This is a genomic window from Pedobacter nototheniae, assembly GCF_004335085.1.
In the GTDB taxonomy this organism is placed as follows: domain Bacteria; phylum Bacteroidota; class Bacteroidia; order Sphingobacteriales; family Sphingobacteriaceae; genus Pedobacter; species Pedobacter nototheniae.
Genome location: NZ_RQRS01000022.1, coordinates 1 through 16,721 on the forward strand (window position 1 = coordinate 1; position 16,721 = coordinate 16,721).

Genomic DNA, 16,721 nt, shown 5'->3' on the forward strand with positions numbered 1-16,721 from the left:
GCATTGCGGTCGTCGGTACGATCGAAAGAATCAGACACTAAAATACTAAATCCATTGCTTCTTTTTTCTTGATTCATTTTAAGGTTTTTTTAAACCAAAATGTGTCAAGTTTTTTTAGGAGAGGACATTTTAGATAATTGTTTCTTTAAGTTTTTTACTCCTTGTAAACTGTTGTTTCAAATCGTTATATACATTTTCGGTACCGGGAATGTTAGATCTGTTTGCTCCTTTAACCGAATTATAAAATACAAGTGCAGCTTCATAAGCTTCGCCACCAGCAACCATCATACTGTCTTCAACGGATCTTAAAAGATGGCTTATTTGTTGATAAACGGTATATAAATCAGCTGCGAGTTTATAATCTTTCTCTGCCTCAACCACATTTAAATAGGAGGGTACAAGACTAGGGTTTTGCTGCGAATAACCAATTGCTTTACCAACAAAGGCGAGGTTTCTATCGCCCATTTTTAACATAGCCGTTCGTTCATCAGCCGTAAGGTTAAAAATTAATACATTAGTTAGTGTTGCCTCTATTGCTTGCAACTGGGTTTGGATTGTCGCCATTTGTTCGGCTGTAATTTCTGCCGAGATTCTACTGTTTGCACTCATGATTGATAATTTATTTAGATGAAAAAATACTCAAACTAAGCGCTTTGGTTTTATCTTGATTACTCACCAGGCAAATGAAAATTATCATAGCACTAGGTTAGTAAAGAAGATTAAACACTATAAATAACAAACGGGATGATTGTAATTATTGCTCCAAAAAGGAATTTACTGAAGGGTAATGCTTTTGGATAGGATATTTATAATTGCTAATGTGCAATTGATTAAAGTGAAGGTAATGAAATTAGTAAGGATAATAGATGAATTACAAAATATAATCTGCTTTGCTGCTTAAACTCGAATATATAGACAGTAACGTAAATGGATTCGAAGCTATTTTGGTTACTGTAAAATTAAAAACTTCATGAAATCTTCATCTTTGAGTACCATTTTTGATCACCCTTTCTCTATAAAATAACGTGCATTAATTGCGGTGTTAAGAGCGTATTTTCTTATTGTTTAAAATTCATTTTCTTATTGTTAATATATAGTTAAACTTAATTTACTGTTAATGTTTAATTAACATTAGGGCTGTTTTTTTGTGACAAATTAAAATCACAAAAGATGAAATTACGTTTACTATCCCTACTGGGTGTTTTTATGTTGTTTGTAACCATGGTGCAAGCGCAGGTTACTACATCAGGTATCAACGGGAAAATAAAGGATGATAAAGGAATTATTCCTGGTGCTACAATTGCAATTGTACACATCCCAACAGGTACAGTTTCAAAAGGATCTTCTAATGAGGCAGGAATTTACCGCATTGGAAATTTAAATCCTGGCGGGCCTTATAAAATTACGGTAACCTATGTAGGTTACAATCCAATTGTTAAAGAAAATGTATACTTAGCACTTGGAGCAGATCAAAAAATCGATATTGATTTAAAAGAACAAGGCAATCAACTTGCTGAAGTTAGTGTTAGGGGGCAAAAAGGGCCAACTAAATCTGGTGCAGGCACAAGCATTAATGAAACGCAGATTAAAAACTTGCCAACTATGAACCGTAGCTTACAGGATGTTACTCGTGTAACGCCACAAGGAAGCAAGGATAATACCTTTGGTGGTACAAACTTTAGGTACAATAACGTAACTATTGATGGTGCCATTAATAATGATGCAATTGGTTTTAGCCCATCTTTAGGTGGTCAAAGTGGTAGCTCGGGTATGCCGGGAAGTAGCACACGTACCAATCCAGTATCTTTAGATGCCATACAGGATGTTACAGTATTATTAGCACCATATGATGTTAAAATTGGTAACTTTTTAGGTGGTAGTATTAATGCAGTAACACGTGGTGGTACAAATGATGTAACAGGTTCTGTTTATGGTTATGGCCGTAATGCAGCTTTAATAGGTAGAAATAAAATTGGAGATAACTCAAAAGAACCTTCTGCTTTCCACGATTATCAAACAGGTTTCCGCGTAGGTTTCCCTATCATTAAAGATAAATTATTCTTCTTTACTAACGAGGAAATTACTAGAAGACAAGATCCTGTAATTTTAGGTGCAGGCTCTCCAGATGGTATAATCACTTTAGCGCAGGCGCAGGCAATATCCGATCGTATGAAAACTGCCTACGGTTTGGATGCTGGCGCTTATGGAGATTACAACATTTATTCGCAATCAAATAAATTTTTTAACCGTTTAGATTGGAATATTAATGAAAACAATCAGTTAACGATTAGAAACAATACCATTATATCTAAAGCAACAAACTTAGAAAGAGATCAATCTAACTTTAGATTTGGTAGCATAGATTTTAAACAAAATAATAACCAAAGTTCAACCGTTGCCGATTTAAAAACAAGATTTAATAATTCTGCAACCAACAACTTAATCTTAGGATACTCTACCGTTCACGATTTCCGTGATCCTCTTTCTAACCCAGCCATTCCACAAATTGAAATTGGTTCAAATGGTGGTACCATCTTTTTAGGTACAGATAGAGAAGCGAGTATTTTTAATATGAAACAAAATACTTTCGAATTAACAGATAACTATTCTTTTAGCAAGGGCATACACAATTTTACTGTTGGTACGCACAACGAGTTTTACAAAATTAACTATGGTTTTGTAAACGCATGGAACGGAAGGATAGCTTATGATACTGTTGATGACTTTTTAGCTAACAAACCAAAAAGAGTTCGTACAAGTTTTGATTATGCAGATAACAGTCGCGATAACATTTTGGCTAACCCTACAGCAAAATTTAATGTTAACCTATATAGTGTTTACGGCCAAGATGAGATGCGCCTAAGCGATAAGTTTAAACTTACTTTAGGTTTGCGTTTTGATATGGCGGATTTGCCTAATATGCCTACCTTGAGTACAAAAACGACTAACTCTCCGGTTGATCCAAATTATGGTACAACATATACTTATACTCAGCCATCGGCAATTAATAACAAGTTTTTAAATAAAGTTCAAATTTCACCAAGATTAGGTTTCAATTTTGATGCCCTTGGCGATCAAAGCTTAATTGTACGTGGTGGTAGTGGTTTATTTACCAGTCGTGTTCCATTTGCATGGTTAGGCTATGCTTATTACAACAATGGTGTAAACTATGGTTCTTACGATTTAAAACCAGCAACGGGTAATAAAGTAGTAACGCAAGTACCAGGTACCGATCCAATTAAAGATGCTTTAGGTGGAAACGGAGAAGCAGGTTATGCAGCTAAACAAGGTGTAAATATTAACGATGCTAATGGTGCAACACAGGTAGATTTAGTTGATAATAACTTTAAAATGCCTAAAGCATGGAGAAGTAACTTAGCCTTTGATTTTAGAACACAAGACAACTGGAAATTTACTTTAGAAGGTATTTATAGTAAGGTTATTAAAGATGTTGCTTTCCAACAAATTAACTATGTAGATAATCCAACATATATGGTTTATGATACGCAGCACCAACAACCAATTTATTCGGGCTCTAAAATTAATTCGAAATATACAAATGCTTACCTTTTATCAAATACAGATCAAGGTTATAAATATTCATTAACTGGGCAAGTAAGCAAATCATTACCGTTTGGATTAGATTTTATGGTTGCATATACTTACGGTCAATCTAAAGATATTGCTAACGGGATTCGTAACTCTATGGAATCTAACTGGCAGTTAAATCAAGCTTTAAGTCCTAATAACCCAGGTTTAGCTTATTCTAACTTCGATGTTCGTAACCGTATTGTTTCTACTTTAAACTATAAATTAGATTGGGCTAAAAACGGTAGATATGTAAGTAACTTCTCAATCTTCTTCAGTGCACAATCAGGAGCGCCTTACTCATTAGGTTTTGTAAACGGAACAATCAACAACACTGGTCAAACAGTAAGTTTAGTTTATATTCCAGCAGCAGGCGAAACATCTAAATTCTTCTCTGCAGCAAACCAGGCACAAGCCGCGGCATTTGATGCATACGTAGATGCTGATAAATATTTAAGCACCCGTAGAGGACAGTTTACTGAGCGTAATGGTGCACGTACACCATGGAATGTACAGGCAGATTTCCGCTTCTCGCAAGATATTCAAGTAGCAAAAGGTAAACACCCGCATGTTTTAACCTTAACTTATGATATTGTTAACTTAACCAACTTGCTTAATAAAGATTGGGGAATCCAATATTTCTCTCCAAATACATTTAACTCAATGGCTAACGTTGGTTTAAAAGTAGCAACTGCTGGTACACCAACATCTTACCCAGTTTATACTTTTGCGCAGAAAGATGTAACTTCTTATTCTAGAGATTTCTTTGCATCTCGTTACCAAATGCAATTAGGTTTAAGATATAGCTTCTAAATATTAATATTAAAAAGCTTAATAAAAAGCCCCCAGGTCTTAAATGATCTGGGGGCTTCTTTATGATTGGTTTTAAATGTAATTAAGCTTTTAGCTTTGCAGCACGTTTAGTCTTAGTTTCTTTTGCGATAGGTTCTGCAGCTTTAATTTCTTCTTCTGCAATTATTGGCGCTTTTTCAGTAGGTTTTACTTCTGTGGCTTTGGCTTTTTTAGAAAGCTTTTTAGCCAGTTGTTTGGCAAAGTTTTCTATAAGTTTCTTGCTTTTCTTTGCTTCTCCGTATTGGCTCACCACTTCCTCAAAAGCGGTAATTAATTTTGATGATAATTCTTTCTTCAGCTTTTTGTTTACGGAACGATTCTGGGCGTTTGATTTCTTCTTTTTCATTTACCTCAAAGATATATGATCGCAAAATTAAATTTATATTATCTTTTTGTTAAGTAATTAGGAAACGCTTAACACAAAACTGCTTTTTTGTTAATCACCATTTTGAAAAGTTGTTAGTTTACTTTCGCCGTTTTTTTGCCAAGCGCATACAAGCTGGTTCTCAGGTAGGTTAACAAAGATTGGTTACAAACTGAAGGAATATCTTTCGGTAAAATGGGCTTACCGATTTTAATTTTAAGTACGTGCCCTTCTTTATTAAACAATTCTGAAATAAGTTTGGCCGTTTGCAATGATGGATGTATTAATCTAAGCAAGCTGAAAAGAAAACCATTATTACCGAAAAAATAAACAGGTAAAATAGGGACATCAGCCTTGGATATAATTTTGCCAACTACAGGGTGCCATTCTCTATCAGTAATTTGAAGCTTTTTAAACTTATAGGATGAAACTTCTCCGGCGGGGAAAATAGCTACAGGTGTACCTTCCTTTAAAGTTTTAAAAGTTGTTTTTAAACCACTAATACTGGAGGCATCTTGAACGTTTTCGAAAGGGTTTACAGGAATGATGCATTCGCTTAGATTTGGGATTTTCTTTAGTAAAAAATTACCCATAAACATGGTGTCGGGCCGTTTCTTCGTTAAAGTACTTAAAAGAGCTAAAGATTCTATAGCGCCGTAAGGATGATTGGCAATTGAAATAAATGCGCCAGTTTCGGGAATATTAGCCAAGTCTTCATCATCAATTTCTATGATAACGCCTAAAGTATTTAAAAGATAATTTGCAAATGCTGCACCTTCCAAATGATTGGCATCACTCACAATGCGGTTAAGTGCATTAATTTTCATCATTTTCATGAGCATGCTGGCCAACCCAGGAAAAGGTAATTTGCAAATTCCCGTTGCTTTGGAAAAATCTGCTTCAGATATAATTGTCATATGGGGTTTTTACATTCCAGTACCATCTTTTTTAATTTTATACTGAAATAAATAAGCAATATATAAGGAGGGAAAGCTTATTAAAGAATAGCTAAACAAAGCTCATACAGAGTAGCTAAAGATAATATAATAATGTTAACTGCGAAGCATTTTAATAAAGCTAAATGGCGGTATTTAAATAATTAATAAATAACTTATAGGTAACAGATACTTAACATATCGACTATACTTTTGCAGTATAAATATTTGGTTAGTATTTATAAAGTTTAGGTTAGTTGATAATAAAAAACCCGGATGGATGTCCGGGTTTTTTTATTTAAAAATAATTAGAAATTCTTACCAAGTTTCTCCAGCATTTCTGGTGGGATGTTATGCGTATCTACTACTAAGAAGCCATCCAAACAATCCGAAAATTTAGGATCGATATTAAAAGAAATAATTTTTGCGTTTAAATTCATGTATTGTCTAAGCAACACAGGCACTTTAATGTGCGAGTTTTCAATATCACCAATCAAGCTATCTAAATCTTTAAATGAGTCGCTACTATCCACCAAAGTATCGGTAGATATTGGTAGTAAATCAGCTTTAAACTTGTTTTTCGGTTTTACATATTTAGCCATCTCATAATCGAAATGGTTTTTAGTAATATAATCTACAATTAAAGCCTTACTAAATTTAGAAAAATTGTTGCTAATACTTACCGGGCCAAACATGTAACGGTATTGAGGGTTATCAATCAGGTATTTTAAAATTCCTTTCCACAGTAAAAATAACGGAAGTGGTTTGCCCTGATATTCTTTCCTAATCCACGATCTACCTAACTCAATACCTTGTTTTAGCATTGGATAAAACTGATCTTTCATTTTAAACAACTCAGAAAGATAGAAACCACGGCTACCCATGCTCTCCAAAATCTCATCGCCCTTACCAATTCTGTAAGCACCAACAATATTTTCCAAATCCCTATCCCAAATAAATAAGTGATTATAATAAATGTCGTAGTTATCTAAATCTATTTTTTTATTGGTTCCTTCGCCAACCTCCCTAAAGGTAATTTCGCGTAAACGACCAATTTCTCTTAATATATTTGGTATTTTTAGTGTTGGAACAATATAAACTTCGTAGTTCTTTTCTGTCCATACTTTAAAATCCTCTAGTGTATCAACTTCAGTTTTAATTAAGTTTCTGGAAGTTTCTTCGATTATTTCAGCAGGTTTCTTCTTAATCTTAAATAATTTTAACGGATTAAAAAGTTTCTTTTCCGTATCTAAACCAACACCTAAAGCATAAGTACGGGCTCTTAAAAAGTCCATTAACTTATTACTGCTGTTCATGTGCGATATTTCTGAAACGGCAATGGGTTTACCCACTCTTACTTTAATAGTGCGCCCATGTTTATTTAAAAACTCTGATGGTAATTTTGCAGTTCGTAAAGTAGGATGTATAAAGCTTAAAATATTAAAGAAAACGCCGTTATTGCCATGAAAATAAATTGGTACAACAGGTACTTTAGCTTTAGCAATAAGCTTTCCTACCACAGGATGCCACATTCTATCCGTTACCTGTTGGGCATCAAGTTTAAATGTAGAAACCTCGCCAGCCGGAAAAATTCCAATAGGAGTACCATTTCTTAATAAGTCAAAAGTTGTTTTTAAACCACTAATGCTTGATGAGTGCTGTACATTTTCAAAAGGATTAACAGCCACGAAAAATTCATCAAGGTTTGGTATTTTCTTCAAAATAAAATTAACCATTACCTTTGCATCAGGCCTTACAGTACATAAAAGCTTAACTAAAGCCAAGCCTTCAACACCGCCATATGGATGATTTGCAATAGCAATAAAAGGACCCGTTTTAGGAATGCTATTTAAATCATCTTCATCAAAATCAATAGAAACACCAATGGTTTCCAGTATTTTATCTACAAACTCTAAACCTTTAAAATGCTGGTTTTGAGAAAATACATCATTAATATCATTCAGCTTCATGATTTCCATAATCAAGCCAGCCAATCCCGGAACACCCAGTTTATCTATCTTCGTCGCCTTCGCAAATTCTGAGGTAGTAATGATCTTCATATAAAAATTGTTAGGTTGTTGCATTTTGCAAAGCATCTCAGTTTTGCAATCCCAAAAATAAGATTTATATTTAAATATAAATGTCATAACATATAACTATGAGAACTTGGCTCAATAAACACTTCGGTTTTAGTAAGGGCGAGTTCAACGGACTTATTTTGCTGATTGCAATCATTATCACTTTAAAGTTTATACCTTATATATATGATCACTTAAAGCCTATTGAAACTGATAACCCCAATCTTTTATCGGAAATTCAAAAAATAGAAACCACTAATGAGGAGCGTTTCTACTATACCAAGAATAATATAGAAGATGCCGGCGATAAAAAGGCAGGAAAACTTTTTAATTTCGATCCTAATCAAATAGATGTTTCGGGCTGGCAGGAGTTAGGTTTATCGTTAAAGCAGGCGCAATCCATTGTTAACTACAGAAACAAAGGTGGTAAGTTTTATAAGGTAGAAGATTTGAAGAAAATGTATACCATATCTCCTCAAATGTATGAGCGGTTGCTGCCTTTTGTACAATTAGAAAAGCAAGCAGACGCTTATCCTAAAAATAATTTCCAGTTTGAGAAAAAGGAATATATTAAAAAAGCACTAATTATTGTAGATATCAATTCAGCTGATTCTGCCCAATTGGATCAAATAAAGGGTGTTGGACCAGCTTTTGCTTTACGCATTTTAAAATATCGCAATCGTTTGGGCGGTTTTTATAAAAAAGAACAATTAATGGAAGTGTATGGTGTGGATTCTGTTAAGTACACCGAAATAAAAAATCAAGTTTCTATTGGTGATGCCAATCTTAAAACTATAAATATCAATACCGCTGTTTTTAATGATCTAAAAGACAATCCATACCTAAGCTATAAACAAATTAATGCCATTATACAGTATCGTAAACAACATGGCAAGTATCTCGGCCTTGCCGATTTAAATAAAGTTGGCATTTTAACACCTCTAATTATAGAAAAGATTAGCAGATATATAACATTCTAAAACATGATGTTATCAATATTGCGATAATCAAAATGATGTGTGCTTTTCGGCTGTATATTCAGTTTTTGTGAAATAAGAAATATGCAAGGGCGAAATATAATTTCAAAATTCCATTGGTTTTCCGGTTTGCATGGGTCGTGATTGAAAAAATGATAAAAAAATTAGAAAAACTTTTCCTGCTTATTTACAGCCTTTAAAAATCGGGTATAAACTAATTGAACCAAATACCATTTCATTCTACAAAGAGGTGTTTTTTTAACTATAAGTAACTATCAAATAAATGTTTATAATTGCCGAAAAACCAGTATAAAATATAAATATTAATGAGCGTTAGTTTTAACTTTTCAGAAACAGAAACCCAACAAAGCGTTAGGGCTATGGTTCGTGATTTTGCAGAAAAAAATATCCGTCCAAATATCATGGAATGGGATGAATCACAACATTTCCCTGTAGAATTGTTTAAACAATTAGGCGATTTAGGCTTAATGGGTGTTTTAGTGCCTGAAAATTATGGTGGCTCAGGTTTGGGTTACCAGGAATATGTTGATGTTATTGTAGAAATTGCCAGAGTTTGTGGTTCAATTGGTTTATCAGTTGCAGCGCATAACTCACTTTGTACAGGACATATTCTTGCTTTTGGTAATGAAGAACAAAAACAAAGATGGTTGCCTAAACTAGCAACTGCAGAGTGGATTGGTGCTTGGGGCTTAACAGAAGCTAATACAGGTTCTGATGCTTTACGTATGATGACTACTGCTGTTGAAGATGGCGATGATTATATTTTAAATGGTGCAAAAAACTGGATTACCCACGGTAAAACTGGCGATGTTGCCGTTGTAATGGTACGTACCGGAGAAAGTGGTAGCTCTAAAGGTATTTCTGCTATTGTTGTAGAAAGAGGAACACCTGGTTTTTCTGCAGGAAAAAAGGAAAATAAATTAGGTATGCGTGCTTCAGAAACTACAGAAATGATTTTTGACAATTGCCGTGTGCCCAAAGCAAATATTTTAGGTAATGTTGGCGAAGGTTTTAAACAAGCAATGAAGGTTTTGGATGGCGGTCGTATTTCTATTGCAGCTTTATCCTTAGGTATTGCTAAAGGTGCTTTTGATGCTGCGGTTGATTATTCTAAACAACGCCACCAATTTGGGCAACCGATTTCGAGCTTCCAAGCCATTAGTTTTAAATTGGCAGATATGGCTACTGAAATTGAAGCCTCAGAATTATTAATCCGTCAGGCAGCAGATTTGAAGAATAGGCATTTGCCAATGACAAAGGAATCGGCTATGGCTAAATACTTTGCTTCAGAAGTTGCGGTAAGAGTATCAACAGAAGCGGTACAAATTTTTGGTGGCTACGGTTATACCAAAGATTTTCCAGTAGAGAAATTTTATCGCGATAGTAAATTATGCACAATAGGAGAGGGTACATCTGAAATACAAAAAATTGTAATTGCCAGAGAAATCCTTGCCTAAAAATATAAGGCCAATAACAATAGCCTAATAATACTAACAACCAAATATATTATGAGCAATCCGGAAGGCGAAACACCTTTCGGATTTTTTTTGTCGATTTTTTAAACCAAGACCAGTTAGGAGTTGTTTATTGATAACTAATAAATAACGATATGGCAAAATACTCAGAAAAGGCAGGAGAAAAAGTAGAAGAAACCATGCACGAAATGAAAGAAGGTAAGCTTAAAAGTGGTTCTGGTAAAAAAGTAACCTCAAAAAAACAAGCTGTTGCAATCGGTTTATCAGAGGCTAGAAAAGAAGGCGCAAAAGTGCCGAAGAAAAAGTAAAAGTTTAGAGAATTTTGAATAGTAAGTACTTATGAGATATAATTAAGCCATTCAAAATTCTCTAATTTGAAAATGTAATTTATTGCGGAATATCTTTTGACGATACAATGCTATCTACAACATAAACGCTGAAGCCTCTCCAAGGCAATGTGTTTTTATATTCTTTATAGTGCAGTTCATAAAACTTACCGCTATTTGCCATCATTTTATCAGCAATTTCTTTATTGGCAATAGAGAATTCAAATTCATTGTTTTGCAATGTTCCAGTTTGGCGAGATTTAACCCCACTTTGGATTAGTTTACCTTCATAAGTTTTAAACATATAGCCTTTCTTTACTACATAGTTTAATTCGCCCGCTTTTACACCTTCGCCAAAAACGAAGAAATAACGATAATAAGCTAAACCACTTAATATTAGTACGGCAATAACAATAATAATGGTGATTATTTTTTTTCCTGGTGTCATATGTTTTTCTTTTGATAAACTAAGTTATGTTTTTAGAATCAATAACTAACATACATTAACTGATAATGTTTTTTATAAAATTTACTAAAAAATCTTTCTCATTTTCAATAATTTACTTACATTTGCATCCCCGATAAGAAGGGACAATTTAAAAAACACGAGAGGAGGTATTTCAGCGTTATGATCATTATCAACATTAAAGACGGCGAATCATTAGATAAAGCCCTAAAACGTTTCAAGAAAAAGTTTGAAAAAACAGGAGTATTGAGAGAATTACGTAGTCGCCAAGCATACGAGAAAAAATCCGTTGCTCGCCGTACAGAAATTAAACATGCTGTTTACATTCAGAACATGAATCAAGACACAACTGTATAGTTGTTGACTATATAAATTATTAAATGCCTTCAGGATTTTTCCTGAAGGCATTTTTTTTGTCATAAAAATCAGTAGAATTTCATTCTATCAAAACTATTTGTAACTTCATATCAATGCCAATCTAAACAAAATTGAATGTTGCTTAACAGTTTTTTAACCTATTTATTGCACGAGAAACGTTATTCTCAACATACAATTGTTTCTTATCAAACAGATATCGATCAATTTGAAGCCTTTATAAATAAAACCTTTGAGTTAGGCTTCCTCGAAATCAAACATACGCACGTTAGAAGTTTTATGGTCGAGTTAATGGATCAACAAACTTCAGAGTCATCTATAAATAGGAAAATATCTGCATTACGTAGTTTCTATAAGTTTTTATTAAGAGAAGGTAAGGCTACCCAAAATCCTATGCTCTTAATTAAAGGGCCAAAGGTTGCCAAGCGTTTACCCGTTTTTGTTGAGGATCATAAATTGAACCACTTACTCGATTCAGATCTTTATTTTGATGATAGCTTTGGCGGTGTTCGCGATCATTTGGTAATTGAACTGCTTTTTGGAACAGGTATTCGTTTAACCGAACTATTGCAATTAAAGGATACAGATATAGATATATATAATAGTACCATTAAAGTTTTAGGTAAAAGGAATAAGGAAAGAATTATACCAATAAATAAACAGCTTATCAATCAGCTAAATACATATATTGACTTAAAAAAGTTGCAAAACTTTAATAACAAATTGCTTAACTTAATCGTTACCAATACAGGAACAGCGGCTTATCCGAAATTAATATACCGTATTGTTAAAACGTACCTAAACCATATCACTACAAATGATAAAAAAAGTCCTCATGTATTACGCCACAGTTATGCCACCAGCCTGCTTAATGCGGGGGCAGATCTTAATGCGATCAAAGAGCTTTTAGGCCATGCAAGTTTAGCAGCCACCCAGGTTTATACACACAACTCAATTGAAAGATTAAAAACAATTTATAAACAAGCCCATCCAAAGGCATAAAAAAAGGAGGAAAAATGAAAATCGGAGTTCAGTCAATCCATTTCAACGCAGATAGTAAGTTGTTAGATTTTATACAGAAGAAAGCAAATAAACTTGACCAGTTTTTTGATCAGATCATAAGCGGAGAAGTGTATTTAAAATTGGAGAATGTAGATAACGAAGCCAATAAGATTAGCGAAATTAAGTTAATTGTGCCCGGTGGAACACTATTCGCTAAAGAACAATGTAAATCATTTGAAGAAGCCACAGACCTGGCAATTGAATCTTTAAGAAAACAAATAACGAAGCACAAAGATAAAACACGTGCAAAATTAAGTGAACATAAAGCAATATTAAGCGAAAGCGAAGTATCAGATTTCTAAATTATATTTAAATATTAGAGAAAAACCGACCGGTTACCGGTCGGTTTTTTTTATTTCTAAACTTTTTTTCGAATATTTTTGGAAGAAAATAATTAGAAATCGGAGGAAATTTCATCGAATAATTAAAAACTGGAACTTATTTTCACTTATTTTTTTTCACCTTTAATAAAAATAAGTGTGCTTAAAGCTTCTGATTTTAATGTTTTGAAAAAAAACTAAAAAAAATATTAAAAATAATGCTCTCAAAAAATGGTTCAGAAATATCTGATTATTAAGCGAGTATTTTTTGAAATAAAATAATCTGGAGGGGAGTGATAAAATTCCTTTCATTTTTTTTCAAATTTATTTTGAATAGAAATATAAGTGTGTATATTTGCATTCCCTTTCGGAAACGGCGTTAAGCAAAGAAGAAAAGGATAAGTTCTGTGAAAAGATAAAAATTTAAAAAAACACGTTAATGGTATAAAAAAAGAAGTTTTTTCGTATCATTGCAGCAAATTTAAAAGCCTCCTTAGCTCAGCTGGTAGAGCAACTGACTTGTAATCAGTAGGTCATTGGTTCGATTCCGATAGGAGGCTCTTTATTTTAAAGTGTTAACATTTTAAAATAAGTTGGGGAGATACCAGAGCGGCCAAATGGGACAGACTGTAACTCTGTTGTCGTAAGACTTCGAAGGTTCGAATCCTTCTCTCCCCACACTTTAAATGATAGAATGATCAAATGATTTGGTGATTGAATTTATTCTCTCATTTACTCCATTCCTCAATCATTCATTTAGAAAGCGGAAGTAGCTCAGTTGGTAGAGCGATAGCCTTCCAAGCTATAGGTCGCGAGTTCGAACCTCGTCTTCCGCTCTAAAATTAAAGTGGGCAGTTTAAAGTATCAGTTGGAGGTTTTACTGAAAACTGAAAAGCTGGAACTGAAAACTAAAAGCCGAAGTAGCTCAGCGGTAGAGCACTTCCTTGGTAAGGAAGAGGTCGTGGGTTCAAGTCCCATCTTTGGCTCAGGTATAATGAAGCTTTGTTAAATCTGTTTAATATACAGAGTAGACAAGGTTTTTTGTGTTGAATTGTATCAAAACAATAAATAAAAAATAATAAAAAGTTAACCTACTAATTAGTTATAAATAAAATGGCAAAAGAAAAATTTGACCGCAGTAAACCGCACTTAAACATCGGTACAATCGGTCACGTCGATCACGGTAAAACAACTTTAACAGCAGCTATTACAAAAGTTTTGGCTGATGCTGGTTTAACTGAGGCACGTTCATTCGATTCAATTGACTCTGCTCCAGAGGAAAAAGAAAGAGGTATTACAATCAATACAGCTCACGTTGAGTATTCAACAGCTAACCGTCACTATGCACACGTTGACTGTCCAGGTCACGCGGATTACGTGAAAAACATGGTTACTGGTGCTGCTCAGATGGACGGTGCAATTATCGTTGTTGCTGCTACTGATGGTCCAATGCCACAAACTCGTGAGCACATCCTATTAGCTCGTCAGGTAGGTGTTCCTTCATTAGTTGTATTCATGAATAAAGTGGATATGGTTGATGATCCTGAATTATTAGAATTAGTAGAAATGGAAGTTCGTGAATTATTATCTTTCTACGAATTCCCAGGTGATGATATTCCTGTAATCCAAGGTTCTGCATTAGGTGGATTAAACGGTGATGCTAAATGGGTTGGTAAAATCATGGAATTAATGGATGCTGTAGATAGCTACATTCCAATTCCTCCACGTTTAACTGAACTTCCTTTCTTAATGCCTGTTGAAGACGTGTTCTCAATCACTGGTCGTGGTACTGTTGCTACTGGTCGTATTGAGCGTGGTGTAATCAACTCTGGAGATCCAGTTGAGATCTTAGGTATGGGTGCTGAGAACTTAAAATCTACAGTAACTGGTGTTGAGATGTTCCGTAAAATCTTAGATTACGGTGAAGCTGGTGATAACGTAGGTTTATTGTTACGTGGTATTGAGAAAACTGATATCCGTCGTGGTATGGTAATCTGTAAACCAGGTTCAGTAACTCCTCACACTGATTTCAAAGCTGAGATCTATGTATTATCAAAAGCAGAAGGTGGTCGTCACACTCCATTCTTCAACAAATATCGTCCTCAATTCTATTTCCGTACTACAGACGTAACTGGTGAGATTTCACTAGCTGAAGGAACTGAAATGGTAATGCCAGGTGATAACGTTACAATCACAGTTAAATTAATTAACGCGATTGCAATGGAAAAAGGTCTACGTTTCGCTATCCGTGAAGGTGGTAGAACAGTAGGTGCTGGTCAGGTAACTGAAATCTTAGCTTAATTTTAAGCTACAATAATATAAAAAGAGCTAGTTTAGGCTAGCTCTTTTTTATAAACACACGGGAATAGTTCAACGGTAGAATAGAGGTCTCCAAAACCTTTGATCAGGGTTCGAATCCTTGTTCCCGTGCCAAAAATAATGATTGAATTAGTGGATATTAAAATGATAGAATGTATTTTCATTCTATCACTCACTAACTCAATCATTTAATCATTATAATAAATATGGCTAAAGTAGTTCAATTTATAAAAGAATCATACGATGAAATGACTCAGAAGGTTACATGGCCTACTTGGGGAGAGCTTCAAAGTTCAGCAATTCTTGTTTTAGTGGCTTCTTTAATTATTGCATTAGTTATTTTTGCAATGGATAAAGGCTCTACATTTGTGTTAGATACTTTTTATAAATCACTTTCTAATTAATTTTTCCTGATAATGAGCGATCTAAAATGGTATGTGGTAAGGGCTGTTAGCGGTAAAGAAAAGAAAGTTAAACAGTATATTGATGCTGAGATTAGCCGTTTAGGTTTTTCTCATTTGGTACCACAGGTTTTAATACCGATGGAAAAATATTACCAGATGAGAGATGGAAAAAAAATTGCAAAAGAACGCAACTATTATCCAGGATATGTTTTAATTGAAGCTACACTTGATGGTGAATTAGAGCATATTATTAAAGGAATAAATAGTGTTATTGGGTTTTTAGGTGATAAAGCCGGAAATCCAATCCCGATGCGCCAAGCAGAAGTTAACCGTATCTTAGGTAAGGTTGATGAAATGAGCGAACAGGGTGAAACTATGAATGTTCCTTATTATGTTGGTGAGAACATCAAAGTTATGGATGGACCTTTCAACGGTTTCTCAGGTATTATTGAAGAGGTAAACGAAGAGAAGAAAAAATTAAAAGTTATGGTTAAAATCTTTGGTCGTAAAACACCACTTGAGCTTAACTATATGCAAGTAGAAAAAGAGTAAAAATAATTTTACTAAATATATTGGAGGACTGCAAGATTATTCATATCTTTGCAGTCCTTTTGGTTTTGTATAAAGCCATCTAGGAAATAAAATGTTACATGCTTCCAATATTTAACATTGAGTTTTAAATAAATAAAAACACAAAATGGCAAAAGAAGTCAGTGCAATGATCAAATTACAGATCAAAGGCGGAGCGGCAAATCCATCGCCACCAGTAGGACCTGCGTTAGGTGCTAAAGGTGTTAACATCATGGAGTTTTGCAAACAGTACAACGCTCGTACCCAAGATAAAGCAGGTAAAGTATTGCCAGTTGTAATTACTGTTTATGCTGATAAGTCATTCGATTTCATCATCAAAACCCCTCCAGTGGCTATCCAATTAAAAGATGCTACTAAATTACAGAGTGGTTCTGCTGAGCCTAACCGTAAGAAAGTTGGATCGGTGACCTGGGACCAGATTAAAGTTATTGCTGAAGATAAAATGCCTGATTTAAATGCATTTACAATCGAATCTGCAATGAGTATGGTTGCCGGTACAGCACGCAGTATGGGAATCACCGTTTCTGGTGACGCACCCTGGAACAATTAATTAAAAAACAGTTTACAA

The 16,721-nt window shown here is 34.2% G+C and carries 16 protein-coding genes and 5 tRNA genes; 16 read left to right on the forward strand and 5 right to left on the reverse strand.

The window, feature by feature from the left end; all coding sequences use genetic code 11:
• Window positions 1-129 precede the first annotated feature (129 nt).
• Entirely contained in the window at window positions 130-609 is a 480-nt protein-coding gene (locus EHC72_RS17420) for a hypothetical protein (RefSeq protein WP_131538997.1), read from the reverse strand.
• Between the two features lie 561 nt (window positions 610-1,170).
• On the opposite strand from EHC72_RS17420, the gene EHC72_RS17425 reads away from it, so the two are divergent.
• Window positions 1,171-4,401, forward strand: coding sequence for a TonB-dependent receptor (locus EHC72_RS17425; protein ID WP_131538998.1), 3,231 nt, complete (start codon window positions 1,171-1,173; stop codon window positions 4,399-4,401).
• A gap of 82 nt (window positions 4,402-4,483) precedes the next feature.
• Here EHC72_RS17425 and EHC72_RS17430 read toward each other — a convergent pair whose 3' ends face one another.
• From EHC72_RS17430 to EHC72_RS17440, 3 genes are all read right to left on the reverse strand, one after another.
• The gene (locus EHC72_RS17430; RefSeq protein ID WP_131538999.1) at window positions 4,484-4,786 is read right to left on the reverse strand and encodes a hypothetical protein; all 303 of its coding nucleotides are present in this window, start codon (window positions 4,784-4,786) and stop codon (window positions 4,484-4,486) included.
• 113 nt (window positions 4,787-4,899) lie between these two features.
• The gene (locus tag EHC72_RS17435; protein ID WP_131539000.1) at window positions 4,900-5,721 is read right to left on the reverse strand and encodes a lysophospholipid acyltransferase family protein; all 822 of its coding nucleotides are present in this window, start codon (window positions 5,719-5,721) and stop codon (window positions 4,900-4,902) included.
• Window positions 5,722-6,047: 326 nt separating this feature from the next.
• Window positions 6,048-7,799 carry a lysophospholipid acyltransferase family protein gene (locus tag EHC72_RS17440; RefSeq protein WP_131539001.1) on the reverse strand — a complete coding sequence of 584 codons (1,752 nt, stop codon included), beginning with the start codon at window positions 7,797-7,799 and terminating at the stop codon, window positions 6,048-6,050.
• A gap of 98 nt (window positions 7,800-7,897) precedes the next feature.
• Here EHC72_RS17440 and EHC72_RS17445 point away from each other — a divergent pair, with 98 nt between their 5' ends.
• From EHC72_RS17445 to EHC72_RS22715, 3 genes are all read left to right on the forward strand, one after another.
• Window positions 7,898-8,797 (forward strand): ComEA family DNA-binding protein, encoded by a 900-nt coding sequence (locus tag EHC72_RS17445; protein ID WP_131539002.1) that lies wholly within the window; start codon window positions 7,898-7,900, stop codon window positions 8,795-8,797.
• Window positions 8,798-9,120: 323 nt separating this feature from the next.
• Window positions 9,121-10,272 (forward strand): acyl-CoA dehydrogenase, encoded by a 1,152-nt coding sequence (locus EHC72_RS17450; RefSeq protein ID WP_131539003.1) that lies wholly within the window; start codon window positions 9,121-9,123, stop codon window positions 10,270-10,272.
• A gap of 152 nt (window positions 10,273-10,424) precedes the next feature.
• The gene (locus EHC72_RS22715; RefSeq protein WP_165585858.1) at window positions 10,425-10,598 is read left to right on the forward strand and encodes a DUF6496 domain-containing protein; all 174 of its coding nucleotides are present in this window, start codon (window positions 10,425-10,427) and stop codon (window positions 10,596-10,598) included.
• A gap of 79 nt (window positions 10,599-10,677) precedes the next feature.
• Here EHC72_RS22715 and EHC72_RS17455 read toward each other — a convergent pair whose 3' ends face one another.
• Complete coding sequence (locus EHC72_RS17455; RefSeq protein ID WP_131539004.1) at window positions 10,678-11,064, reverse strand: hypothetical protein; 387 nt, start codon at window positions 11,062-11,064, stop codon at window positions 10,678-10,680.
• A gap of 180 nt (window positions 11,065-11,244) precedes the next feature.
• Between EHC72_RS17455 and rpsU the strand changes: the two genes are divergently transcribed.
• The 12 genes from rpsU (at window position 11,245) to rplK (ending at window position 16,703) form a co-directional block, all read left to right on the forward strand.
• Window positions 11,245-11,439, forward strand: coding sequence for a 30S ribosomal protein S21 (rpsU, locus tag EHC72_RS17460; protein WP_056871296.1), 195 nt, complete (start codon window positions 11,245-11,247; stop codon window positions 11,437-11,439).
• A 135-nt stretch (window positions 11,440-11,574) separates the two neighbouring features.
• Window positions 11,575-12,459 (forward strand): tyrosine-type recombinase/integrase, encoded by an 885-nt coding sequence (locus tag EHC72_RS17465; protein ID WP_131539005.1) that lies wholly within the window; start codon window positions 11,575-11,577, stop codon window positions 12,457-12,459.
• A gap of 14 nt (window positions 12,460-12,473) precedes the next feature.
• The gene (gene hpf, locus EHC72_RS17470; RefSeq protein ID WP_131539006.1) at window positions 12,474-12,821 is read left to right on the forward strand and encodes a ribosome hibernation-promoting factor, HPF/YfiA family; all 348 of its coding nucleotides are present in this window, start codon (window positions 12,474-12,476) and stop codon (window positions 12,819-12,821) included.
• Window positions 12,822-13,326: 505 nt separating this feature from the next.
• Window positions 13,327-13,399, forward strand: a tRNA-Thr gene (locus tag EHC72_RS17475).
• 35 nt (window positions 13,400-13,434) lie between these two features.
• Window positions 13,435-13,517 (forward strand) — tRNA-Tyr (locus tag EHC72_RS17480).
• A gap of 85 nt (window positions 13,518-13,602) precedes the next feature.
• Window positions 13,603-13,675, forward strand: a tRNA-Gly gene (locus EHC72_RS17485).
• Between the two features lie 78 nt (window positions 13,676-13,753).
• A tRNA-Thr gene (locus EHC72_RS17490) sits at window positions 13,754-13,825 on the forward strand.
• Between the two features lie 127 nt (window positions 13,826-13,952).
• Window positions 13,953-15,140, forward strand: coding sequence for an elongation factor Tu (gene tuf / locus EHC72_RS17495; RefSeq protein WP_131539007.1), 1,188 nt, complete (start codon window positions 13,953-13,955; stop codon window positions 15,138-15,140).
• 58 nt (window positions 15,141-15,198) lie between these two features.
• Window positions 15,199-15,272, forward strand: a tRNA-Trp gene (locus tag EHC72_RS17500).
• 92 nt (window positions 15,273-15,364) lie between these two features.
• Window positions 15,365-15,562, forward strand: a complete 198-nt coding sequence (secE, locus tag EHC72_RS17505) for a preprotein translocase subunit SecE (protein WP_131539008.1) — start codon at window positions 15,365-15,367, stop codon at window positions 15,560-15,562.
• A gap of 12 nt (window positions 15,563-15,574) precedes the next feature.
• The gene (gene nusG / locus EHC72_RS17510) at window positions 15,575-16,114 is read left to right on the forward strand and encodes a transcription termination/antitermination protein NusG (protein ID WP_131539009.1); all 540 of its coding nucleotides are present in this window, start codon (window positions 15,575-15,577) and stop codon (window positions 16,112-16,114) included.
• A 145-nt stretch (window positions 16,115-16,259) separates the two neighbouring features.
• Entirely contained in the window at window positions 16,260-16,703 is a 444-nt protein-coding gene (gene rplK / locus EHC72_RS17515; RefSeq protein ID WP_010601094.1) for a 50S ribosomal protein L11, read from the forward strand.
• Window positions 16,704-16,721: the final 18 nt, after the last annotated feature.